Source organism: Arthrobacter sp. P1_B4, from assembly GCF_056406555.1.
Window position 1 is genome coordinate 1 of sequence record NZ_JBFTZW010000053.1, and the last position, 22,765, is coordinate 22,765.

General features: G+C 68.5%; 19 protein-coding genes. 4 read left to right on the plus strand and 15 right to left on the minus strand.

Going from position 1 to position 22,765, the window contains the following annotated elements; genetic code table 11:
• The first annotated feature begins 113 nt into the window (after positions 1–113).
• Both AC1D1W_RS14730 and AC1D1W_RS14735 read left to right on the plus strand, forming a co-directional pair.
• The gene (locus AC1D1W_RS14730) at positions 114–785 is read left to right on the plus strand and encodes a hypothetical protein (RefSeq protein ID WP_476944068.1); all 672 of its coding nucleotides are present in this window, start codon (positions 114–116) and stop codon (positions 783–785) included.
• A 130-nt stretch (positions 786–915) separates the two neighbouring features.
• Complete coding sequence (locus AC1D1W_RS14735) at positions 916–1,182, plus strand: hypothetical protein (RefSeq protein WP_018772760.1); 267 nt, start codon at positions 916–918, stop codon at positions 1,180–1,182.
• 71 nt (positions 1,183–1,253) lie between these two features.
• On the opposite strand, the gene AC1D1W_RS14740 is transcribed toward AC1D1W_RS14735, so the two are convergent.
• On the minus strand, positions 1,254–1,586 hold the full coding sequence (locus tag AC1D1W_RS14740) for a YegP family protein (protein WP_476944069.1): 333 nt from the start codon (positions 1,584–1,586) through the stop codon (positions 1,254–1,256).
• A gap of 263 nt (positions 1,587–1,849) precedes the next feature.
• On the minus strand, positions 1,850–2,005 hold the full coding sequence (locus tag AC1D1W_RS14745; protein ID WP_156945124.1) for a hypothetical protein: 156 nt from the start codon (positions 2,003–2,005) through the stop codon (positions 1,850–1,852).
• 311 nt (positions 2,006–2,316) lie between these two features.
• Here AC1D1W_RS14745 and AC1D1W_RS14750 point away from each other — a divergent pair, with 311 nt between their 5' ends.
• Positions 2,317–3,384, plus strand: a complete 1,068-nt coding sequence (locus tag AC1D1W_RS14750) for a quercetin 2,3-dioxygenase (RefSeq protein WP_476944070.1) — start codon at positions 2,317–2,319, stop codon at positions 3,382–3,384.
• A 116-nt stretch (positions 3,385–3,500) separates the two neighbouring features.
• Here AC1D1W_RS14750 and AC1D1W_RS14755 read toward each other — a convergent pair whose 3' ends face one another.
• The 13 genes from AC1D1W_RS14755 to AC1D1W_RS14815 form a co-directional block, all read right to left on the minus strand.
• Positions 3,501–4,748 carry a DUF3500 domain-containing protein gene (locus AC1D1W_RS14755; RefSeq protein ID WP_243177813.1) on the minus strand — a complete coding sequence of 416 codons (1,248 nt, stop codon included), beginning with the start codon at positions 4,746–4,748 and terminating at the stop codon, positions 3,501–3,503.
• Positions 4,726–6,474, minus strand: a complete 1,749-nt coding sequence (locus tag AC1D1W_RS14760; RefSeq protein WP_476944071.1) for an FAD-dependent monooxygenase — start codon at positions 6,472–6,474, stop codon at positions 4,726–4,728. Before AC1D1W_RS14760 ends, AC1D1W_RS14755 begins: the two co-directional genes overlap by 23 nt.
• Complete coding sequence (locus AC1D1W_RS14765; protein WP_028276770.1) at positions 6,474–7,319, minus strand: fumarylacetoacetate hydrolase family protein; 846 nt, start codon at positions 7,317–7,319, stop codon at positions 6,474–6,476. The genes AC1D1W_RS14760 and AC1D1W_RS14765 overlap by 1 nt, the downstream gene beginning before the upstream one ends.
• 124 nt (positions 7,320–7,443) lie before the next feature.
• A complete protein-coding gene (locus tag AC1D1W_RS14770) occupies positions 7,444–8,304 on the minus strand; it encodes an alpha/beta hydrolase fold domain-containing protein (protein ID WP_476944072.1) in 861 nt (286 codons plus the stop codon).
• 113 nt (positions 8,305–8,417) lie between these two features.
• Positions 8,418–9,431: an alpha/beta hydrolase fold domain-containing protein gene (locus AC1D1W_RS14775; protein ID WP_476944073.1), complete on the minus strand. Its 1,014-nt coding sequence runs from the start codon at positions 9,429–9,431 to the stop codon at positions 8,418–8,420.
• Positions 9,428–12,124 carry a glycoside hydrolase family 78 protein gene (locus tag AC1D1W_RS14780; protein WP_476944074.1) on the minus strand — a complete coding sequence of 899 codons (2,697 nt, stop codon included), beginning with the start codon at positions 12,122–12,124 and terminating at the stop codon, positions 9,428–9,430. Before AC1D1W_RS14780 ends, AC1D1W_RS14775 begins: the two co-directional genes overlap by 4 nt.
• A gap of 166 nt (positions 12,125–12,290) precedes the next feature.
• Positions 12,291–12,650: a VOC family protein gene (locus AC1D1W_RS14785; protein WP_243177818.1), complete on the minus strand. Its 360-nt coding sequence runs from the start codon at positions 12,648–12,650 to the stop codon at positions 12,291–12,293.
• A 34-nt stretch (positions 12,651–12,684) separates the two neighbouring features.
• A complete protein-coding gene (locus AC1D1W_RS14790) occupies positions 12,685–13,674 on the minus strand; it encodes an alpha/beta hydrolase fold domain-containing protein (protein WP_476944075.1) in 990 nt (329 codons plus the stop codon).
• On the minus strand, positions 13,671–16,340 hold the full coding sequence (locus AC1D1W_RS14795) for an alpha-L-rhamnosidase (RefSeq protein WP_476944076.1): 2,670 nt from the start codon (positions 16,338–16,340) through the stop codon (positions 13,671–13,673). Before AC1D1W_RS14795 ends, AC1D1W_RS14790 begins: the two co-directional genes overlap by 4 nt.
• A gap of 66 nt (positions 16,341–16,406) precedes the next feature.
• Positions 16,407–17,414, minus strand: a complete 1,008-nt coding sequence (locus tag AC1D1W_RS14800) for an oligopeptide/dipeptide ABC transporter ATP-binding protein (protein ID WP_476944077.1) — start codon at positions 17,412–17,414, stop codon at positions 16,407–16,409.
• Positions 17,411–19,456: a dipeptide/oligopeptide/nickel ABC transporter permease/ATP-binding protein gene (locus AC1D1W_RS14805; RefSeq protein ID WP_476944078.1), complete on the minus strand. Its 2,046-nt coding sequence runs from the start codon at positions 19,454–19,456 to the stop codon at positions 17,411–17,413. Before AC1D1W_RS14805 ends, AC1D1W_RS14800 begins: the two co-directional genes overlap by 4 nt.
• A complete protein-coding gene (locus AC1D1W_RS14810) occupies positions 19,453–20,406 on the minus strand; it encodes an ABC transporter permease (protein ID WP_308197214.1) in 954 nt (317 codons plus the stop codon). Before AC1D1W_RS14810 ends, AC1D1W_RS14805 begins: the two co-directional genes overlap by 4 nt.
• Positions 20,407–20,471: 65 nt before the next feature.
• Positions 20,472–22,025, minus strand: coding sequence for an ABC transporter substrate-binding protein (locus tag AC1D1W_RS14815; RefSeq protein WP_476944079.1), 1,554 nt, complete (start codon positions 22,023–22,025; stop codon positions 20,472–20,474).
• Between the two features lie 374 nt (positions 22,026–22,399).
• Between AC1D1W_RS14815 and AC1D1W_RS14820 the strand changes: the two genes are divergently transcribed.
• Positions 22,400–22,765 (plus strand): family 1 glycosylhydrolase (locus AC1D1W_RS14820; RefSeq protein ID WP_476944080.1); only part of this gene is annotated, 366 nt, incomplete at its 3' end.

The window sequence follows — 22,765 nt, forward strand, 5'->3', positions numbered from 1 at the left end:
GCCCGCCCCGGCGCCCATGATCCGGCCGCCGGCGCCCGCCCCGCGGCGCGTCGCTCCACCGGCGCCGCGGCCCATGGTTCCGCCGCCCGCCCGGGTGCCTGCCGGAAACGATCATGATGCCGACAACAACGGAGGACCGGACGACGGTGACGGCAACAAGTAGCAGCCACGGGGCGCTTGGGCCGGGCCCCGGCAGGGGGCTCCTGTTCGGGGTGCCGGCGGCGCTAGCGGCCTTGGCCCTCGGCGCGTGCGGCACTCCGGCCGGGAACCAGACGGCGGCGCCTGCCTCCGGCCCCACCCCGTTCGCGTGGTTCCGTCCCGGACCGGCCCCGGCAGGATGGCAGCCGCTGGCGCTTCCGGACACGACAGCCGTGCTGGCCATCCCACCTGATGCCGCTCCCGTGCCGGGCGACCCCGGCAGCGTGTCCGCGACCGTCACCGCCCCCGACGGGGACCTCCAGATCTATCTCAATGCCACGCCGCAACAGGGCGACGAGTCGCTGGCCAATTGGCCCGAATTCCGGCTGGCCCATCTCAGAGGCGAGAACGCCGCATCCGCGAGACGGCTGCAGTACCGCGCCGGAATGGAGTTCCGGGGAGGCACCGGTTCCTGCGTGGAAGACACCTATGTAACGCGGATCGGTGCCCACAAATACCGTGAAATAGCCTGCCTCGTTGCAGGAACCCGGGGAAGCAGCGTCCTGGTTGTGGCCACGCCGGCCGATTCCTGGGACCGCTTCAGCCCCGTGCTGCAGCAGGCGGTGGACGCGTATGCCCCCGAATAGGGGTACGCCCCCATCCCGATCGAGCAGGGTGGCCTGAACCGATGGAGGAAGCCGGCTGGCCGTGGCCGGTTGGTTTAGTCACAGCGAAGGCGGGAGACTGGAGCAACTCGATCACGAAAGTGGGAACCACATGATCAATCTCAAGCAAGACGCCGAGGGGTTCATCCGCATGAACCGGCACTTCCCGGAAAAGTCGCTCATCAGCATCACGTTCACGGACGGCTCAGAACATGTCTATTCCGGGCACCGCCTCAACGGGATCTACGACGAGGCCCTGGCGGAGTACCGGGCGCAGAACCACCTGGATGCCAAGGGGTTCTCGCGGGCCCCCAAGAAAACGGTCCAGCCAGCGAACAAGATCGAGTTCGTTCCGGTGCACGCCGGAATGGACCCGTAGCGGCGCCCCTGGCCACCCAACGTCCGCCTGGGCCGGTCTGCCGCGGCCGGGTCGCCGTGCGCCCTGTCGGATCAGCCGACGCCTACCGCGCCCGGCCCGTGCGCCGGGCGGCGGAGGGCCCGGGCGCGGATCCGGAGGTCGTTGTCGTGCACCCGCCGGTCGACGCCGGGCACCGGCGTCGGAGTGCTTCTCGGCCGCGGTGCCGCCGGACTTGCCGGCGGCTCCGGGCACAGATCACTGATCAGCCCCAGGCCGGCATACTCGCGCACCGCGGTGATGCCGGCAACCGCTGCCGGCTTGTCCGCGAAGCCCTTTGACACGGCCAGTACTGCCCCGTCCGGTGCCCTGAGCCGAAACCTGAAGCAGGCATCAGCGTCAACGAAGAGTTCAAATGTGCCGGCCATGACGATCCTCCCGGTTCGCGGGCTCCCCGTCCGGGCATCATTGCCACGGGGTGAAGGGGAAAGCGTCGCTGCTGCCCGCTGGTTTGGTTTGTCCCTGAGGCTGAACGGATGATGTCAGCCCGTCATTAAAGTCTCGCTGCGGCCGTGGAACGCCCACAAGGCAAGTCACGTAAATCCCAGGTAAATAGAAGCCAACAGCCGTGCGCGGGCAACCGCCGTCTGGGTCCTCCGCGGGCAGGAACACTGCCGCCTCAGCGGTACCCCTACAGGGGCGGCCAATGGTCGCGGCAGTAGTCACCGCGGCTGGCGCCGGGAGATCCTTGCGGGATGACGCGGTCCCAGGAGGGGCCGACGGCCTCGCTCCGCTCTGAAGGCTCGGCTGCCGCGGTGCGGCCTGCGTCGCCGGGAAGCCAGGTCATGACTGAATCGTTGGACAACGTACCCCCCATTGTTCTTGGCTGGAGGCGCACCGGCTCGCATTACGGACCGCCATGCGCCTCACGCAAGACTATCCGGGAGTACTGACACCAAAACAGGGACTTTGGACCGTATCGGCGAAAGGCCGCGGGCGCCTACCCCCGCCCGCCGGCCGCCACCAACGGCTTCCCGGCGCCCAACAGCCCGGACGGGCAGAAGTGTTTCATCCATTGGAAATGGAGGTCGCCGCGGCGGAGAATCAGGGGCAGTCTTGGGGGCAGCCCGCGCTCCACAGACAGGAAAGAAGGATGCGATGTCCCTCAGCGTTGAGGAAATGAACAAAGAGCTCCCGTTGGCGAATGTGCTGCCGGGGGACGCCGTCCCGTACTACATGGCGTCGGGCGAAGGCGCCCGCTATGAGATCGCCGGCCAGCTGGTCACGGTGATCGCCCGGGCGGCAGACACTGGCGGCATTTTCAGCGCCGCCTACATCTCCGGCGGCATGAGGGCCGAATCACCGTTTGTGAGCCACGCGGTGGAACACAAAACGCTGTACGTCTTCGACGGCATCCTGCACGTCTGGCTGCCGGGCGAAAGCCGCATCCTGACTCCCGGGGATTCCGTGGTGATCCCGCCGGGAACCCCGCACGCGTACCGGATGGCAAGCCACTACACCCGGTTCCTGAACTGGATGACACCGGGCGGCGCCGAGGCCTACTACGAACGCGTCGGCACACCCATCGATTCGCACGTCCCACCTGTCACCCCGGGCCGGAAGCCCAGCCTGCAGGAGTGCGCGGCGGTGGGCGCCGAATTCGGCATCACGTTCCCCGACGTCGAACGGGTGGCACCGTCTTTCCGGCAGGACGCCGGGCTGCCGGCGGCTCAGAGCCCGTACTTCCTCAGTGCGGGCGAGGGCGAGCGGATGGTCAGCTACCAGACCATGTTCACGTACCTGTCCCGGCCGGCGAACACGGGAGCGAACTACTTCGCCGTCCACACCAAGGGCGCCAAGTCCCCCTACATTCCGCTGCACTTCCACGAGCAGCACACGGAAAACTTCCTCTGCACCGAGGGCCGGATGTGGATCTACGCCAACGGCCGCGAAGTGCTGCTCACCAAGGGCGACTTCCTCCACGCCMCGGCCGGGACCATCCACTCCTTCGCCTTCGATTCCCACAACACCCAGATGGTCGGGTTCCTGACGCCGTCGGTCTTCAACGGCTTCTTCGAGTACTTCAACAAGCCCACGGAGGATTACATGTACACCGAGGGCGGCGAGCCCTACATGGACATGGAGGGCTTCGGCCGGGCCCAGGCCGAGATGGACCTGACCGTGGTGGGTCCCCCGCCGCAGCGCAGGGCTGCGCTGGACATCTAGGCGGACCTGGGCATCTGGCCCGGTTTTCCGGTCCGGCTGCAGGTCCCACACGAATGGCCCGGAACCCCCGCGGAGGGTTCCGGGCCATTCGCGTCGGTGGACGGCTTGTCAGCGGTTCATGACGCGTGTCCGTTCAGAGCCTGGCGCACCAGCTCGCGCCCGTAGTCGTTGCCGTTCGGGGTGCGCAGCACCGTGTGCATGTGGAACGGGGCCGGGGTGTCATTGCTGAGGAAGACGCCTGTGTGGTGGTCCAGTTCCATGACCAGCACGGGGCTCTGCAGGCGGAAGTAGAAGGCGTCCTGCGCCTCCCATCCGCCGATCCAGCAGAACCAGGTTTCGTCCCAGTGGGCCGCGATTTCCCGCAGGCGGACGGTCCGCGGCCCGTCGGGGAGGAACGCGATGAAGTCTGCCACGAGCTGGTCCAGGATCGCGCGTGCCGCGGCGGGCATCGCGCTGACCGGGATTCCCTCGTAGGGAATCACGCGGTTGTCCTGGAAGCAGCCGGCCAGGTGACGTTCGTCCCCGGGGTGCAGCCTGCCCTCCGGCATGGCCGGGTCCTGCATGTCCTCGAAAAGCGTGGCCTCGTCCCGCAGCGGCCCGGGCAGGGCTTGCATGAGGCGCCGCGCCAAGGCGATCCGCTCCTTGAAAACGGCCACGCCCTGGTGCGGGCCGGCGTCGATGACGTCCGGTTCGGCGCCGAGGAACACCGGCGAGACCACCAGCTGGGTCCCGGCCACCAGGGCGTTGAGCGCCACGTGGTGGCCGAAGAGTTGCCAGCCCCACGGGGACGTCTCCGACGGGTCACCGTAGAGGGCGAAGTTGTAGCTTAACTCGTTCATCAGCTCCGGCAGCTCCACCAGGTCGCCCAGGAATCCATTGATCCGCATCAGGTTACGGACCAGCCCGTAGCCGGCCGGACTCAGGCTCGCCGCCACGACGGCCAGGATCTGTTCGCGCACGTCCGGGTCCAGCTCGTCCAGGCGCAGGCCCGTGTCATGTTGCAGGAATTCCGGGTTGGCCCAGCTCTGCCATTCGTGCGCGTCCACCCCGTAGCGGAGCTGTTCGGCCTGGGCCGGCGTGAGTCGTGCCAGCAGGTCCCGGGCGGCGGCCGTCATGGCGGCCGCCGGCGCCTCCTCCCCCGCCGGCGCCGTCTCGAGGGGGTACAGCCCGTCCCGGCGGACCCCGTCGCTGGTCACCCCGGTGAAAGGCTCGGGGTATTGGGCGGCCCAGCCTTGGATCATGGGACCCGCGAAGGGATCGGTCTTTGCCGCCTCGGCATAGCCGCGGGCATCCAGGCCACGGATCTGCGCCACCCGCGGGTGGTCGGGCGGGTAGAGATAGTCACGGAAGGACGGCACGGACACGTGTTCTCCTGTCGGGGTCTTCGGATGGTGTTGCCAGCGGCCAGCCGGCGGCCACGCCAATGGCCGCGGCGGCCCCCACGGGGTCGGTCCCCCGCCAGGCGACGTGCTGGTCCGGGCGGACCAGCACCGCGGCGGCCTGCCAGTGCGTGGTCATCGGGGTTCCGTCCTGGTCGGGTCCGACGTCGACGACGGACAGCGGGATTTTGTGGATCGCGGCGGCGGCCAGGACCGCCGCGTAGGCCTGCCCGGCGGCCGCGCCGCCCAGGCTGTCGCGGTCCACCAGGAGGGTGAAGCCGCTGCCCAGCAGGTCGTAGAGCGACGTTGTCGCGTCGAGCCAGGCGTGTGGCAGCAGCGATCCCGGGCTGGCGGAGGGGACGTAGCTGACGGGGTCCTCGGCGGGGACGGGCAGGCCGTCCGGGACCACCAGAGGCGAGGAGCCGTACGTGTAGCCCAGCACCAGTCCCAGCGAGTCGAACTCGCTTTGTTTGACGGCCAGCGCATCCTTGGCGGCCCGCCGGGCTGCCTCGCCGTCCGCATCCGCCCGGCCCAGGGCCGGGTCCGCGAAGTGGTAGGCCAGCGACTTGCCGTTGGCGGCGGCGTCGCGGATGGTCCGGGCCGCGACGGGCCGGCGCTCCAGCTCATAGCTGCCGGGCAGGGCCGGCCCGGCCCAGCCTTCCAGGGCGGCGGCGATCTTCCAGGCCAGGTTGGCGGCGTCGCCGATGCACGTGTTGAACCCGTGCCCGCCCCAGGGCGGATTCAGGTGCGCCGCGTCCCCGATCAGGAACACGCCGTCGTGCCCGTATCCCGGGGCGAGCAGCATGCGCGCCGTCCAGGGGTCGGTGGCGATGACCTCGACGTCGACGTCGGCCCCGACGAGCGAACGGACCAGGCGTCCGGCGTCGGGTGATCCGCTGCCGTCCACGCCCTGGATGATGGCCCACCAGGTGCTGCCAAGGTCCAGCGGCCCCACCATGCCCGAAACCTCGGGTCCCAGGACCCAGTACTGGACGGCCGGGTCCAGGGTGATCGCGGCGGCGAGGGTGTCGGAACGGAACAGGACACTGATGTTGGAGAGCTCGGCGGAGCCCCCGGCGAGGCGGATGTTCAGCCGGCGGCGCACGGTGGAGGACCCGCCGTCGGCCGCGGCTACGAAGTTGCAGTCCACGGCCTTGCGCCGCCCGGTTGCGTCGGACACCGCCACGCGCGAGCCGAAGCGCGGCCGGCCTGGGCCCGGCGTGCCGCCGCCCTGGTTGATGTCCAGGTCTTCCACGCTCAGGCCGGTCAGCAGCGTGATGAGCGGGGATTCGGCGGCGGCCTCCCGGAGCACGGCCTCCATGACGGGCTGCGGGACCTGCTGCCCGCATTCCGGCTGGGGGCCATACCGGCCCGGGACGAGCTGGAAGGCCTGGCGGAACCGGGTGACTTCGTGGCCGGTGAGGGCGGAGCAGAAGATGACGTCCTGGGCGTAGGCGACCGGCAGCGGCGCGGCGTCGCGGAGTTTGTCGGCAAGCCCGAGGCGGCGCAGGTGCGTCATGGTGCGGGCGTTCGTGGTCTTGGCGCGCGGCCGGTCCTGGTCAATGGTGGTCCTCGGCTCGATGACGAGGCTGCGGATGCCGCGGTGCGCGAGGTCCAGGGCCAGGAAGAGCCCGCTGGGTCCTCCGCCGGCGATCAGCACCGGCACCCGGTCCGGGAGGTCGCCGAGGGCCGCGTTGTTGACGGCGGTCATCAGGCCCGGGCCCGCAGTGACGGCCCGCCGACGGGCGTGGTGAGCGTTCCCAGGGTGTCGATTTCCACTTCGACCGTGTCGCCGGGCTGCAGGAGCCACGGCGGGGTCCGGACGTAGCCGACCCCTTCCGGGGTTCCCGTGGCGATGACGTCACCGGGATGCAGGGTCATCGTCTGGCTGATCAGGGCGATGATGGCCGGGACGGAGAAGATCATGTCCCGGGTGTTGCCGTTCTGGACCTCGGTGCCGTTGACCCGGGTCCGGACCTGCAATCCCTCGCGAAGGTCCCCGGCCTCGTCGCGGCTGACCAGCGGGCCGAGGGGGCCGCTGAAGTCGCCGTTCTTGCCCAGGGTCCACTGGGCGGTGAGCTTTTGGGCCCGCCGCGCGGTGAGGTCGTTGAAGGTGGAGTAGCCGAAGACGGCTTCCGCGGCGGTGGCTTCGTCCGCGGATTCGACCCGCCGGCCCACGTAGGCGGCGACTTCGCCTTCCCAGTCCAGTCCGGCCTCGCCGGCGGGCACCGGCGCGGGGACGTTGCCGACCGACAGGGACGCGGTCCACCGGCCGAACAGCGTGGGGTACTCGGGCACGGAGAAGGAACCCTCGGCGGCGTGGGCGCGGTAGTTCAATCCCACGCAGATCACGCGGGCGGTGGGCGGGACCAGTGGGACTTCGGTGACGTCCGCCCGGGTCAGCGACGCGCCGCCGGCCGTCAGGGACAGGGACTTTTCCTGCCAGCCGGCGGCATCCGCCCAGAAATCCTGGACCGGAGCCAGCGGGTAGACCCGGCTGTCGGCCAGGGCCGCAACCCAGGCCGCGCCGTCGTGGGTGATGCCGATGTACTGCATGTGGAGGGCCTTTCAGGTTCCGCCCGGACGGGCGGGTGAGGGAACTGGTGATCGTGGAAAATTGGCAGGGCAAAGCTGCCCGGGTCAGACCGGGGCCCGCACTGGCTTCGCGGGGAGGGCTCTGTCAGGGGACGTGGGCCTGGCGGAGGAAGAAGTCGACGGTGGCGTCCATGGCCTTCTCCGCGGCGGCCGGGCTGTGATCGGGCAGTACCCACATGTGGTCCGCGTCCTCGATCAGGAGCAGTTCGACGTCGGTTCCGGCGGCTTCCAGCGCCGCCGCTAGGGACGTCGACTGGGCGGGCGGAACGAAGCGGTCGGCGGTTCCGTGGGCCAGGAAGAACGGCGGTGCCGAACGGCTGGCGTAGCTGATGGGGCTCGCCGCAGACGCCTTCGCCGGCTCGTCGGCCAGTACAGCACCGACAAGGAGTTCCTCCCTGGATCCGGGATCGTTGGCCCTGGCAACGGCGCCCGGCAGGCTCTGTTCGGCCATCCTGCCCAGGTCCGTGGGCGGGTACCAGGCTGCCACCGCGGCGACGGCATCGCCGGCATTGACGCCGTCGGCATTGGTGGTGAGACCCACCAGGCTGGCGAGATGGCCGCCCGCGGAGTCGCCCCACGCGTAGATCCGCTCCGGGTCCACGTTGTAGTCGGCGGCATGGTTCCGCAGCCAGCGGACGGCGGCTTTCGCGTCGTGCAGCTGGGCCGGGAAATGCGCCTCTTGGCTAAGCCGGTAGTCCGCCGATGCCACCACGAATCCTGTGTCAGTGAACGTTTGGAAGACGCTGTTGCCGAATCCGTCCAGGACCGGGCCCAGGGAAGACCGCTCCCCCATGCGCCAGCCGCCCCCGTGGAAATGGACCACCGCCGGCCGGGGAGCCGCCCCGCCCTCAGGACCGGGAAGGTAGAGGTCCAGCAACAGCGGGCGGGAACCGTCGTCACCCGCGCGGGCGAATTCGATGCCGCTCAGCACGCGACCTTCCGTCATCGTCGACTCCATCCGTTTTCCTGCGCCGCTTGGCTTGTGCACGGGTTCCGTGATGCCCGGCGTCTCCCCTAAGACTGTCGGATCACCGGACCGGCGCAAACCTTGGATTTCAATCATTGAAAGGGCTTTGCCGAGGCCAGTTCCGCCGCAAGGAATGCCAGCCCCTGCTGCACGATCCCCAGCGCCGCCGAGTGGTTGAGGTACCCGTGCGTCGCCCCCGCTTCCAGCCGGAAGGACACCTGGACGCCGGCCGCGCGGAGCGATTCCCGGAAGAGCTCAGCCGACGGACGCAGGTCATCGTATTCGCAGGCGATGACCGCCACCGGGGGGAGCCYCGAAGGATCGGCACGGCCGGGCAGGGCATACGAGGACGCCATCCCGGCGGGGCCGCCGATGTAGTTCTCCACCATTGCCTGGCAGTCGTCCTCGGTGAAGCGCAGGATCCGCGGCAGGCTGGAAAGCACCCTGCCGTCGGACACCGCGGCCGGCTTCAGAGGGGGAAGCGCGGCGTGCAGGAACGGGTACGCCAGCAGCAGCTTGGCGGGCAGTGCGAGTCCGGCGTCCTTGAGATACATGGCGGCGCCGACGGCGAGGTTCCCGCCGGCGCTGGCCCCGCCAAGGCACAGGTTTCCCGGGGCCACGCCAAGGCCCTCGGCGTGGGCTGCCGCCCAGATCCACGCCGCGAGCGCGTCTTCGTGCGGGACCGGGAAGTGGACGCCGTCGCCGGCCAGCCGGTAGTCGACGGAGAACACCAGGCCGCCGGTCCGGTCAGCTAGTTCCCGGGCGACCTGGTCGGCCTCCCGCATGTCCAGCGTCCCTCCGGCGAACCCGCCGCCATGCAGCCACACCAGGCCGGGCAGGGCGGCCCCGGACGCATTCCCCGCCGCGGAACCCCGGTCACCGTCCAGCCGAAGGATGCCGGGGCCGTAGATCCGGATGGGCACGGGTCCGTTGGGCCCCGGCGCCTCCACCGAGCGGATCGGTACGGCAGGGGCCGTGTAGGGCAGATCCGCGCCGCTGAACGCCGCCAGCCGCTGCATCCCGGCAGGATCGGCGAGGAGATCGGCGAAGGAGCCGGCTTCAGCCACGTGGTGCATGAGGCCGGCCAGCTCCACATCCAGGCTCATGGCTGAAACACCGGCTCGCGGGCGCCCTCGGTTGCGGCTTCAGGAACTGCACAGCTGAACGAATGCGTCCCGGAACCGACCTCGACGCCGGTGGTCCCGCCGTCGGGCAGGTACACCGCGGCGGTGCAGCCGGCCGGGACCGACACGGACAGCAAGAACACGTCGCCGTCCAGCTCCCACCGGACCACAGCCTCGCCGTAAGGGGTCTCGTGCCGGGCAGCGGCCCACGCCAGCCCCCCGCCGGGCCTAGGCCGGATGGCGAGTTTCCGATACCCGGGTTCAGCTGGTGCCAAGCCGGCCACAGTGCGGTGCATCCAATCGGCCACGGCACCCAGGGCGTAATGGTTGAAAGAAGTCATTTCGCCCTCATTGATGCTGCCGTCCGGGAGCATGGAGTCCCAGCGTTCCCAAATAGTGGTGGCGCCCATTGTCACGGGGTACAGCCATGACGGGCACTCGGTCTGGAGGAGCAGGCGGTATGCCGCCGTCGTGTGGCCTTCATCGCTGAGCGCGTCGCAGACCAGCGGAGTTCCCACGAACCCGGTGGCGATGCGGTAGCCGTCGGCTTCCACGATGTCGGCCAACCGGGCGGCCGCGGCAGGGTGTTCGGCCGGTTCGAGGAGTCCGAAGCGCAGTGCCACCGCGTAGGCCGTCTGCGTGGACGGCCGGAGCCGGCCTTCGTCATTAAGGTAGCGTTCCCGGAACACCGCCCGGGACCGGGCGGACAGCTCGCGCAACCGTTCCGATTCCGTGTCGTGGCCCAGCAGTCCGGCAGCCTCGCCCGCCACCGACCCCGAGTAAGCCAGGTAGGCCTGTGCCACGAGCTGCCAGGGGGTGCGGGCGTCGCCGGGCGAGTCCGGCGGTGCGGCCGGGTCCAGCCAGTCGCCGAACTGGAAGCCGTGCTCAAAGCGCAGCTCCGGGCCGGCGGCCTGGGCCGCGGCTTCCAGCCAGGCGATCATTCCCGGCAGCTGCCGGCGGAGGTACTCGAGGTCCCCCGTCCGCTGGTACAGCACCCAGGGAACAAGCACGGCTGCATCACCCCACGCGGCCATCACCGGGCGGTCCGGGAATGGCGGCTTTTCGGCCACCACTTCCGGGACCACCAGCGGCGGCGGCCCGTCAGTCCCCTGCTCTGCGGCGAGGTCCTTGAGCCAGGACGTGGTGAAGCCGGGGATCCGGTACAGGAAGGACGCGGTGGCGGCGAAGATCTGGAAGTCGCCGGTCCAGCCGAGGCGCTCGTTGCGCTGCGGGCAGTCCGTGGGCACGTCGACAAAGTTCCCCCGCATCCCCCACACCACGTTCGAGTGGAGCTGGTTCAGCATCGGATCGGAGCATTCGAACGTGCCCGTTCGCCGCAGGTCCGAGTGGATCACGACGGCGGTGAACGCGTCCGGATCCACAACACCTGGCCAGCCGCTCACCTCCACGTAGCGGAACCCGTGGATGGTGAACTCCGGCTCCCAGCTCTCGCCGCCCGAATCGCCTCGCACGATGTAGCGGTCGGTCTGCTTGGCGACGCGCAGCGGCCTGACTCCGAGTTCGCCGTGCTCCAGAACCTCGGCGTGCCGCAGCACCACCTCGGTGCCGGCCGCACCGCTCACATTGAAACGCACCCGGCCCACCAGGTTCTGGCCAAAGTCCAGAATGGTCTTTCCGGACGGCGTTCCCAGCACGGCTTTGACCGGCAACTCGTCGGTGGCCCGGACGGGCGGGCCGTCGGGTGCGACCAGGACTGCAGGATCGAAGCCGTCAACTACGACGGCGGGCTGCAGCAAGTCGGGGCCCGCGCCGGTCTCCGCTCCGGTCTCAGCCCAGCCACGGCTCCGGAGCCGCGCATCGAACGTTTCGCCGTCGTACAGGTCTGCCGACAGCACCGGCCCCCGCCCCGCCAGCCACGACGCATCCGAGCCAATCACGCTCACTGCCCCGCCGCCGTCGGTCATTTCCAGCTGGGCGATCACGGCGGTGCGGTTGCCGTACGTGTTGCGCTTCTCCTGGAAGCCCAGATTGCCGCGCCACCAGCCGTCCGCGAACTCAAGGCCGATCACGTTCGTGCCTGGCCGGAGATACTCAGTGACGTCGTAGCTCTGGTAGCGCAGGCGGTGGTGGTAGCTGGTCCAGCCCGGGGTCAGGATGTCCCGGCCCACGCGGCGGCCGTTGATGTGCGCCACGTAGACGCCGTGGGCGCTGGCGTAGAGCCGGGCGGACGCCACGGGCCCGGCCACTTCGAACGTCCGGCTCAGGCGCGCTGCCGGCTCGTTGGCGTCGCTGGCCTCGTCCCAGGCCGGGCGGATCATGGCTGCCTGCCAATCGGACGCGTTCAGTAATCCCGCCTCTACGTAGGCAACGGGGCTCCATTCGGAGGGCGCGCCGCCGCCGTTGCCCCAGACACGGACGCGGACGGCGACGCGCTGGCGGCTCTCCAGCGGCGGTGCGGGCCAGGGCTGCAGGAGCTGCTCCCTGGTCTCGGTGCGGCCGTAGCTTGTCAGGCCGGCCTCATCGGGGCCGAGCTGGAGTTCGTAGGCGGCCTGGACCCACCCGGTCCGGTCGGTGGTGACCTGCCAGGAGAGCCTGGGGCGGTCTTCGCCGATGCCGAAGGGCTCCTCGTGGTGTTCGAATCGGACGGCGGAGGGAACGGCGGTCCCCGCGCGGGCGTGGTCCTGGGACGGGAAACGAAGGGTGTTGGGAGTCAACGTCGGCTCGATTCATCAGTTGGAGGAAGCTCTAGGGCTTTCCCCAGCGTCCCGGGAACGGCAATGCGCCCGCTAGCGAAGTTTCATTGACTGGAAACCCTGTGCATGGAGTGCCTTGTTGGGCCTACCCGGCGGCTGCCGACGCCAACCGGGCGTGGCGAGTTGTTTAGTCCACGCAGAGGCAGAAGGGGTGGCTGGCCGGGTCGAGGAATACCCGGAAGCTGGTGCCCGGCTGCGAGTCGGCCTTGGTGGCCCCCAGCTCGACGGCGACCTTTTCGCCTTCATCCAGGTCCTGCACCATCAGGTCCAGGTGCATTTGCTGTGGCACTTCCTGGCCAGGCCATTCCGGGGCACGGTAGCCGTCCACCTGCTGGAACGAAATGCAGTTGCTGCCGTCGTCAGGGCGGATTTCGGCCCAGTCACCGTCGACCTTCACCTGCCAGCCCAGCAGGGCGCCGTAAAAACCCGCGAGGACCGCGGCGTCGGGGCAATCAATGACGAGACCTGGGAAGCGTGCGATAGGCATAGCGGAATGCTACCGCCGGAAATTGAGCTTGTCGCTAAAGCTCGTGGGCGAAATATGCCACCGCTGAGCCGAGGATCCGGTCCAGCTGCCCTTCGGCGCCGAAAAAGCAGTGGTCACCGCCCCGGATGGTGATGAGTTCGTTGCGGACGTTCGCGTCATCGAGCGCGGCGGCGAGCAGTTGGCTTTGGGAGAGCGGAACCAGGCCGTCGCTGTCGCCGTGGACCAGCAGGAACGGCGGCGCGTCCGCGGTGACGTAGCCCAGCGGACTCGCTGCGGCCAGCAGGGCGGCGTCGGCGGTGCCGCCCACCAGCATGGGGCCGGGCTCGAGGGTCATGCCGTCCGGCACCGCCGCGCTCAACGGCCCGGTCATCATGCCCGGGGGAATGTTCATGGCCGGCATGTCCGGCAGCGAGGACACCCCGTAGAAGTCGATGACGGCGCTCACGGCGCTGGAGTGCCCTTGGACTCCGAGGCCACCCTCGAGGTCCTTCCTGGCGCCAGTCAGTCCCAGCAGGGCGGCAAGATGCCCGCCGGCCGACTCGCCCCACGCGCCGATCCGTCCGGCGTCGATCCCCAACATGTCTGCGTGTTCGCGGAGGTACCGGACGGCGGCCTTGAGGTCGTGCAGTTGCGCCGGGAACGGCGCCTCCAGGGCATGGCGGTAGTCCACGGTGGCGCACGCGATGCCGGCTTCGTTCAGCAGGCGGAACACTGAGTCCGGGGCGAAGGTAGGCGGCAGCTCGCGGCGGTCTCCCAGCTGGAACGCGCCGCCGTGGATCCAGACAACCAGCGGCACCGGCGTCCCGGCAGCGTTGCGGGGCAGCCAGATATCCATGGCGAGCCGGCGGAAGCCGATAGCGATCGCGTAGCTGACTTCGCGGTGGACGGCAGAGTTTTCCGACACGACTTCGGCCGCGCCCGGGGGCAGGAACGCCGGGAAGGTCGGGGCCGGCAGCCCGGCCGGTGCCGCCTGACCTGTTTCGACGGGGGTGGTTTCCGTGGCTGTGGCTGCGTCCGGGGTCATGATGCACTCCTTGCAAGTTGGGGCTRGTGGTCATTGCCGCCGGCAGGGGCGGTGAAGGTATGGGTTCCGGGCCCGACGACGGCGTTCGGCCGGCCGGTGAGGCGGACTTCCGCTGTGGTGCCGGGCGGGACGGTCGCAATGAGGGTGATCTTGCCGTCGTCAATTGCCCAGCTGACCTCGATGGGGCCCTGCGGGCCCCGGTGCGACGTGGCCGCGGAGGTGATCCCGGCGCCGGGGCGGGGCTCGATGATGATCCGTTTGTAGGCCGCGTTCCCGGGTGCCTGGCGCAGGCCCGCCGTGTAGCGGTGCAGGAACGAGATCACGGCGCCCTTGCTGTAGTGGTTCAGCGACTGGCGCGTTGTTCCGTCCGCGCCTCTTCCGTCCCAGGCTTCCCACATGGTGGTGGCACCGCGGTCCACCATCACCAGCCAGGAGGGTTCGGAGTCCTGCATGAGCAGTTCATAGGCGAGGTCCGGCTGTCCGTTATCGGCGAGCACAGGCAGCAGGTAGGGGGTGGCCAGGAAGCCGGTGCCCAGGTGCGTGCCGGCGTCGCGAACGAGCGTGACCAACTGCTTGACCACCGCCGGCCGTCCGCCGTCCGGAACCAGGTCAAAGGCCAGCGCGCGCACGCAGTTGGCCTGCGTGCCACCGTCCACTGTTCCGTCGGCCCGCAGGTATTCCCGCTGCCACGCGCGGCGGACGTTACCGGAGAGCTCCCCAAGTTCCCGGGCTTTGTCCCCCTTGCCCAGGACGGCGGCAATCCTGGCCATGATGGCGGAGGAGTGCCGGTAGTAGGCGGTGGCCACGATGCCGTTGTCGGCAGACCGAGAGGCGAATAGGTCCGGCGCCGGGCCACCCGGTTCCATCCATTCCCCGAAATGGAAGCCGGTGTCCCAGAGATACTGCTCATGCGGGGCCGGCATGGCGTGGGCCTCTGCCCTGGCCGGGTGCCGGTTGCCCTCCGCGGCGCTGCGGATGAAGCCGAGCCAGCGTTCCATCGCCTCCCAGTTCTGTTCCAGGATGCCGGTGTCACCGGTGGCGAGATGGATCTCCCAAGGCACCATGACCACCGCATCCCCCCACCCTGAGGACCCATTCGTAAAGGCCATGAATTCGGCACTGGTTACCTCCGGTCCCGGCGAGGGAGAGATGTTGACCACCACTCCGTTGTCCCACTGATCGGTCCTCACGTCCCTGAGCCACTTCGCCGTAAAACCTGCCACGTCGAAGAGGTAGGCGGCGGTGGGTACAAACAGCTGCCAGTCGCCGGTCCAGCCTGCCTTTTCCCGCTGCGGGCAGTCGGTGGGAACTTCACAAGCGTTGCCGCGGAAGCTCCACTCCACAATGTCGTGCAGCCTGTTGAGCCGGTCGTCGCTGCAGTTGAAAGTCCCCAGGCGTTCCAGCTGGGTCTGGACCATGCAGCCCACGATGTCCGCCGGTTCCAGGTCTGCGTCCAGGCCCTGCACGGCGACGTACTGGAAGCCATGGGTGGTGTGGCGCGGCTCGAAGACCTCGCCCGGGGCGCCAGATGCCACCACGGAATCCACCTGTCCGGCGCCGAGGAACTGCCCCGGATTGCGGAAATCGTGGGGACGGAGGTGTTCCTGGGTGACGTCGCCGTCAGCGCCCAGGGCTTCGCCGTACACCATCGTGACAGTCTTCCCTGGGGCGCCAAGCCGGCTCAGGCGGATCCAGCCGTTGATGTTCTGGCCCAGGTCCACGATCTGGTTGCCGTTGGCCAGTCGCGTGATGGATACCGGGCTGAGTTCTTCCACGATGCGCGTGGGGGGCGCCACGGGGCCGGTGAGGGTGGTGAAGCTGCCGTCGCGGAGGACTGCGTGCCCGGTTGCCCCGTGGCCGCGGCGGAAATCTACTCGCTGGCCGGCCATGAGATCGGCGCTGACGATCTCCGTCGCGGAAACGTCCCACGAGCCGTCGGTGCCGACGACTGTCCGTTGTCCGCCGGACTCCAGCTCCAGCTGAGCCAGGAAGGCCGTCTGCGGTCCGTGCATGTCGGCGTCGCGTGTGTACCCGAACGTGCCGCGGTACCAGCCGTCGGTGAGGACGGCCCGGACGGTGTTGGTACCGGGCCGGAGCATGCGGGCGATATCAAAGGCCTGGACCTGGAGCGTGCTGTGGTAACTCGTCGAGCCCGGTGTGAGCTGTTGGTCCCCCACCCGCACGCCGTTGATGAAGAGCTCGTAGATGCCGTGGGCTGTGGCGTAGGCGCGCGACTTTGCGGGGGCTGCGTCCAGCGTGAAGGTTTTTGACAGAGCATGTCCGGGACGCTCCCCCGGTTCCGGAACCGCCGGTTCGTCGGGGCCGATCCACTGCGCGGTCCAATCCTCCGGGTGCAGCAGGCCCAGTTCCACGGCCATCGGCTCGGACCAGGCGGACAGAACTTCGGTGCCGTCAGAGGCCACGTTCCAGGTCCGGACCGTCCAGTCGAAGCGGTCCCGGGAGCCGAGGGCGGGGCCGCCGTACGGCACGAAGCCGTGCGTGCCGCCGTCCACCCGGCCGGTGTCCCAGCCGTTGCTGGCCGCCAGCTGGTAGGCAACCTGCCGGACCGTGCCCTGCGGCGGCGTCCAGCTGAATTCAGACAGCGTATTGGTGATCCCGAAGGATTCGCTGAGGTGGTCCGTCCGAAGGTGCGTGGGGTGGTTCATGCGGGGAAGCTCCCTGAAGTTGGGCTCAACTTGTTTGAGGCGGACCTGACGCTGGGCTGCGCGGGGTCAGGCGTAGTGGCAGGCGACGTCGGCGGCGCCCACCCGCCGAAGGGCCGGACGCTCGGCGGTGCAGAGTTCGGTGGCGAGCGGGCACCGCTGGCTGAAGGGACAGCCTCCCGGCGACCCCGCCACTGCAGCGGCCGTGCGGACGCCAAGGGATTCGCGCAGCATCCTCCGCTCGGCCTGTTCCGCGGGCCTCGGCACGGGCGAAGCAGCCACGAGGGCCTGGGTGAACGGATGCTTGGGCGACTCCGTGACGGCTGCCGCCGGCCCGCTTTCCATCACCTGGCCGCGGTAGAGGACCACAACGCGCTGCGCCAGGAACTGGACCACCGAGATGTCGTGGGCGATGAACAGGTAGCTCAGGCCAAGCTCGTCGCGGAGGTCGGCCAGGAGGTTGAGCACCTGGGCCTGGGTGGAGAGATCCAGGGCACTGACCGCCTCATCGCACACCACGAGCTTCGGTTCGCAGATCAGGGCACGGGCGACGGCGATCCGCTGGCGCTGGCCGCCGGAGAACTGGCTGGGGTAGCGGTCCACGGCCTCACGGGGCAGCCCCACGCGTTCGAGCATGGCTTCGGCTCTTTCGCGCGCCACTGCGGCCGTAACCCCGCGGATCCGCAGCGGCTCCGCCAGCGAAGCACCGATGCTCTGGCGCGGGTTCAGCGAGGAGTTGGGGTCCTGGAAGACCGCCCGCAGTTCACCGCCGAGGGCGCGGCGCTCTGCAGCACCGGCATAGGTGATGTCCTTGCCCTGGTAGCTGATGGTGCCGCCGGCGCTCTTCTGGAGGCCAAGGATCGCCTTGCCGATGGTGGATTTTCCGGAGCCGGATTCCCCCACCAGGCCTACGGTCTCGCCGGGACGGATGGAGAAGCTGACGCCGTCCACCGCTGCCGGGGCTGCTGCAGCTTTCCGGCCGCGGCCGTACCGGACCAGCAGGTCCTTGACCTCCAGCATGGGCTGCTCCGGCGCAACTGGCGCCGTGTCCTGCCGTTCTGCCGTCTCGATGCTCATGCCAGGTCCTTTTCGACGATTTTCAGTACTCGGTGAGTGGGCACTTCGGTGGCAAGCCATTCCAGGCCCTCCACCGCCAGTTCGTCCGCCTTGACGCAGCGGACCAGTCCGTCTTCGGAGCCGGAAGGCAGCAGCGGCACCGGGGCGGCGCACGCGGAGCCGGCGAACTGGCAGCGCGCCATGAAGCGGCAGCCCGTGGGCCAGTCCTTTGGCTGCGGAACCTGGCCGCTGATGGTGGCCAGCCGTTCAGGCATGTCCGCCGCGGTGTTGGCGTGCGGGTCGGCGGCCAGAAGCGCCAAGGTGTAAGGGTGGCGGGGGTTGTCGAGAATATTGGCGGTCCGGCCGCTTTCCACCACCTGGCCGGCGTACATCACGGCGACGTTGTCGCAGATGTCCGCCACGACGCCGAGGTCGTGGGTGACCATCACCACGGACATCCCGGTGTCCTTCACCAGGGAGCGCAGCAGCGAGAGGATTTCGGCCTGCACGGTGACGTCCAGCGCTGTGGTGGGTTCGTCGGCCACCAGCAGCCTGGGCCGGCCGGACAGTGCCAGGGCGATGGCGACGCGCTGGGCCATGCCGCCGCTGATCTGGTGCGGGTAGGTCTTGAGGATGCGTTTGGCGTCCACAATGCCCACCTTTTCGAGCAAGCTGAGGGCTTCGGCATGTGCCTCGGCCTTGCCCACCTTCCGCAGCCGGCGGATGGCCGCGGTGAGCTGGTAGCCCACGGTGAACATGGGATCCAGGGCCCGCATGGGTTCCTGCGAGATCAGGGCGATGTCCCGGCCGCGGATGCCTTCCATCTCGCGCTCCGTGGCGGCGGCCAGGTTCTTGCCATTCCACAGGATCTGGCCGCCGGTGGCGGAGACCCCGGCGGGCAGCAGGCCCAGCAGCGATAGCGCGGTCATGGTCTTGCCGCAGCCGGATTCCCCCACCAGGCCCAACACGGTTCCCGGCCCGACGTCGAACGAGACGTCCGTGACCAGCGGAGTCCCGCCGTCGACCCCTACAGAGAGTCCGCGGACGCTCAGGTGGCCTTTGGCCGGGATGGCTCCCGCCTCGGCCACCGAGGCCGCGGCGCCCGCTGCAACAGAACGCTGGCCGCGCGCCGCTGCCGACGGCATGTGCGAGACGCCAGTGTTCGGCGCCTTCCCCAGGGCGCTGCCGATCGCGTTGGCGGCCAGGACGGTCAGGGCAAGGACCGCACCGGTGGGAACCATCAGCCACGGGGCGTCGTAGACGTGCTGGGAAGCGCCCTGGATCATGCCGCCCCAGCTGGGTTGCGGGATGGGCGGGCCGAAGCCGATGAACGCCAGGCCGGCCTGGATCAGCATGCCGACAGCGAAGATGAGGGCGGACTGGACCACGATGGTGTTGGTCAGTCCGGGCAAAACGTGGCGGAGGCTGATCCCCAGGGTGCTGACGCCGTCCACCTTGGCCGCGTCCACGTACAGCTGGGACTGGAGCGACTTGGCCTGGCCCAGCATGACGCGGTAGATGCCGGCGGAAATGAGGACGCCCAAGATGGCCATGATCAGCGGGATGTTGGTTCCCACGGCACCGATAACTGCCAGGATGATGACGGTGCCGGGCAGCGACATCATGACCTCGGTGACGCGGCTGATCCCTCCTTCCGTCTGGCCTCTGCCGGCGGCCACCATGGCCAGGGCGGTTCCGAGCACGACGCCGACAATCACCGTGATCAGTGAGGTTCCCAGGGTGCCTGCGGCGGCAGCGAAGATGCGGCTGAGGAGGTCCCGGCCGAGTTCGTCGGTGCCGAGCCAGTGCGCGGCGGTGGGACCGGACAGGACAGCGGTGAAGTCCTGGTCCTCCGTTTTGTAGGGTAGCCACCACTGGGCAGTCAGCGAGGCAACCACCAGGGCTGCCAGCCATACGACGCCGGCCACGCCGCCGGGCGAGGCGAAGAGCCGGCTTGCGGAAATTTTGCTGAAGGCGGCCCGCTGGCCGGACTTGGGCTGCACAGCTGCGGCAGCCGTGGCTGGCGCACTGTCGGCAGGAGCGGGGGCGACGTTGGGGATCATGAGGCACGCAACTTCGGGTCGAGGAACTTGGTGGCGAGTTCCAGCACGAGATTCACGGCCACCACCACGACGGTGGCGATGACCACCACGCCCTGGACGGCGGGAGCGTCGTGGGTGCTGACGGAGGTCTGGACGGCCTGGCCCAGGCCGGGCATGGCGAAGAGCTGCTCCGCGATGACGGAGCCGCCGAACAGGCCGATGAACTGCAGCGCGATGCCGGCCACGATGGGGAGGCTGGCGTAGCGCAGGGCGTGGATGTAGAGGATTTTCCAGGTCGGTGTGGCCGTGGCACGCAGCGTCCGGATGTGCTCCTGCTGCAACGCCTCAAGCATCGAGGCCCTGGTCTGGCGGGCGATGAAGGCCGCGCCGCCTACGGCAAGCGTGATGACAGGAAGGGCCAGGGACATGCCCCAGTCCTGCGGTGAGACCTCGAACGGCACGTAGCCGGTGGCGGGAAAGACCGAGGACTGCACGGCGAACAGGTACACAAAGATGATGCCGATCCAGAAGGCAGGCAGGGCCACGGCCAGGCCGCAGATCCCGCCCACGATCCGGTCCACCAGGCCACCGCGGACCGCCGCGCTCACGCCCAGGCCGATCCCGAGGATCGCGCTCAGGACGGTGGCGCCAGCCGCGAGTGATGCCGTCACCGGAAGCCTGTTGCCCAGGTCCGCGCTAACCGAGCGGCCATCGATCAGGGACGTGCCGAGGTTGCCCTGGACGGCGTCGCCGAGCCAGCGGAAGAACTGGGCGAGGAGAGGATCGTTCCAGCCGAGYCGCCCGTTGACCTCGTCAATCGCTTCTTGGGAGGCACCGGCGCCGAGCGACACAGCGCCGGGGCTGCCGGGCATCGCGTGCACCAGCAGGAATGCCAGTACCGCGACCACCAGCACGGTGGCCAGCGCCATCAGCAGACGCTTGGTGATGAATAGTGCCATGGTGACCTCCATCGGTCAGGACCTGCCGGACGGCTGCCCGTTCCAGAGTCGGGGTGGCCGTCCGGCAGGTTCGGTGATCAGCTAGCCGGTGCGTAGGACGAGAGAAGCGGGTAGGCGTTCGAACCTGCGAACTTCACCTGCTGAACCTTCTTGGTGTTGTAACCCTGGTTGGTGAGTGACTCATAGAGCGGGATCATCCAGCCGGATTCCACCAGGCGGGTGTTGAGCTTGGTGAGGGCGGTCTTCTTGGCGGCGTCGTCCTTCGCGGCCGCGGCTTCGCCCGTAGCCGCAGTCAACTGCTCATCGGAGGCCTTCTGCACATTGGTGAAACCGTTCAGGACCACCCCGTACATCAGTCCCACCGGGTTGTCCCAGCCGAGTGCGGCGTAGCCGAGGGGCGTGGTCGCGACTGCCGCGAAGGCTTCATCGGTGGAGGACGCCATCTTAATGTTCATCTTGATTCCGACGGCGGCCAGATCCTTCTGGACGGCCTGCAGGTCCGTCTGGGTTTCAGCGCTGCCAACAATGGTGAACTCGAAGCCGTTGGCGTAGCCGGCCTCGGCCAGCAGGCTCTTGGCCTTCGCCGGGTCGTAGGCGAACTTGGTGTTCAGCTCATGGGTGAAGCCCGCGGAATCCTTGGGAAGTGCATTCCAGGCCGCGATGTCACCCTTGTGCAGTGCATCCACCAGTGACTGGCGGTTGATGGCGAACTGGAACGCCTGACGGACTTTCTCGCTGGCGAAGGCTGGAGCGGTCTTTCCGGTCTTGTCGAAGGAAACCATGGTGTGCAGCGTTCCACCGATCTGGGACACGCCGAGGCCCTTGGACTTTGCGAAGTCCACTGTGGGGGAAGTGAGCATGGCGACATCGGCCTGGCCGGAGACGAGAGCGTTGGCGCGCGCCTGGGGATCCTGGATGACGCTGAAGGTGATCTTCTGGTAGGCGTAGTTTGCGGCGTCGGCATTCTTGCCGTTCTTCACCATGACGTACTTGTTGCCCTTAACCGTGGAGGGGTCGAGCGTGTAGGGACCGGAGCCGTCCGGGGTTTTGGCGAGGCTGGCCGTATCGGCAACACCGCCCTTGCCGACAACCATGCCCATGGTGGAGGCGAGGTTCTTTTCGAACCCTGGCTGCGGCTTGGCGAACTTGATGGCCACCTGCGTGGGACTGACAACACTCACCGAAGTGATTTCCTGGGCTCCGCCCTTGGCGATTGCGGAGTAGGCGCTGAGTGCGGGGTCGCTGCGGCGGTCCAGGTTTGCCTTCACCAGAGCCGCATCCAGGGTAGCGCCGTCCGTGAAGATGACGCCTTCCTTGAGGGTCAGCGTAAGGACCGTGTTGTCCGCGCTGTAGCTGAAMTCCTTGGCCAAGCCCGGTCCAACGGAACCGTCCGGTTGCAGGGTCATGAGGTTTTCGTAGAGGCCTTCAAAAAACTGCCGCTGCGCGTCGGCGACACGCAGCGGATCGAAGCCGAAGGAAGCGCTGTCGCTGTCGACGGCGATGGTCAATGTGTCTTTGTTGACGGCGGTTGCCGCCTGGGTCCCGCCGCCACAGGCGGTGAGCGAACTCATGAGAAGCGCCCCGGCCAGAACGGCCGCGCTCCGTCGTGCGGTGGAGTTCAGAAGTTTCATGTAGTGCGCCTTCGCATTCTTTCTCAGCAAACGGGGGTCAACATCCGTGGGGAGCCTGGCGGCCTGTATACCGATCGTCCGTGACCAGCTTCCGGGCCGTTGCGCCGGTGCCCCTCTCGTCAGATGGGTCTCGGCGACCGGCTCACTCAAGGATCACGGCGACGCCTCAAACGGAAACACGAGAATGTCATTGATTGGAAAAGTATTGTGGTGAKGGTCACTCCGGACGGGTCTCGAATGGACGCGCAATGTCCGCGGGACCAGCGATGAGTCTTTCAACCAATGAAAACGGCCGCCCTCCCCTGGCATTGACCGCGGAGGATGGACAGTCAGCCCATGCACAGTCGCTTGGCGCTCAGATCGAAAGGAACCAGATGACCGACTCTTTTGCCTTCCCGCACGATTTCCTGTGGGGCCTCGCCACGGCAGCCCACCAGGTCGAGGGAAACAATGTCAACAGTGACTGCTGGTTCCTGGAGAGGCTCCCCGGAACGATCTTCGCCGAACCGTCCGGGGACGCCGTCGACCACTACCACCGGTACCGCGAGGACATTGCCCTGATCGCCGACCTGGGGTTCACGAGTTACCGCTTCTCCTTGGAGTGGGCCCGCATCGAGCCCGAGGAAGGCTACTTCTCGGTGGCGGAACTCAACCATTACCGCCGCGTGCTGGAGGCCTGCCATGAGCACGGGCTCATCCCGGTAGTCACCTTCCATCACTTCACGTCACCCAGGTGGCTC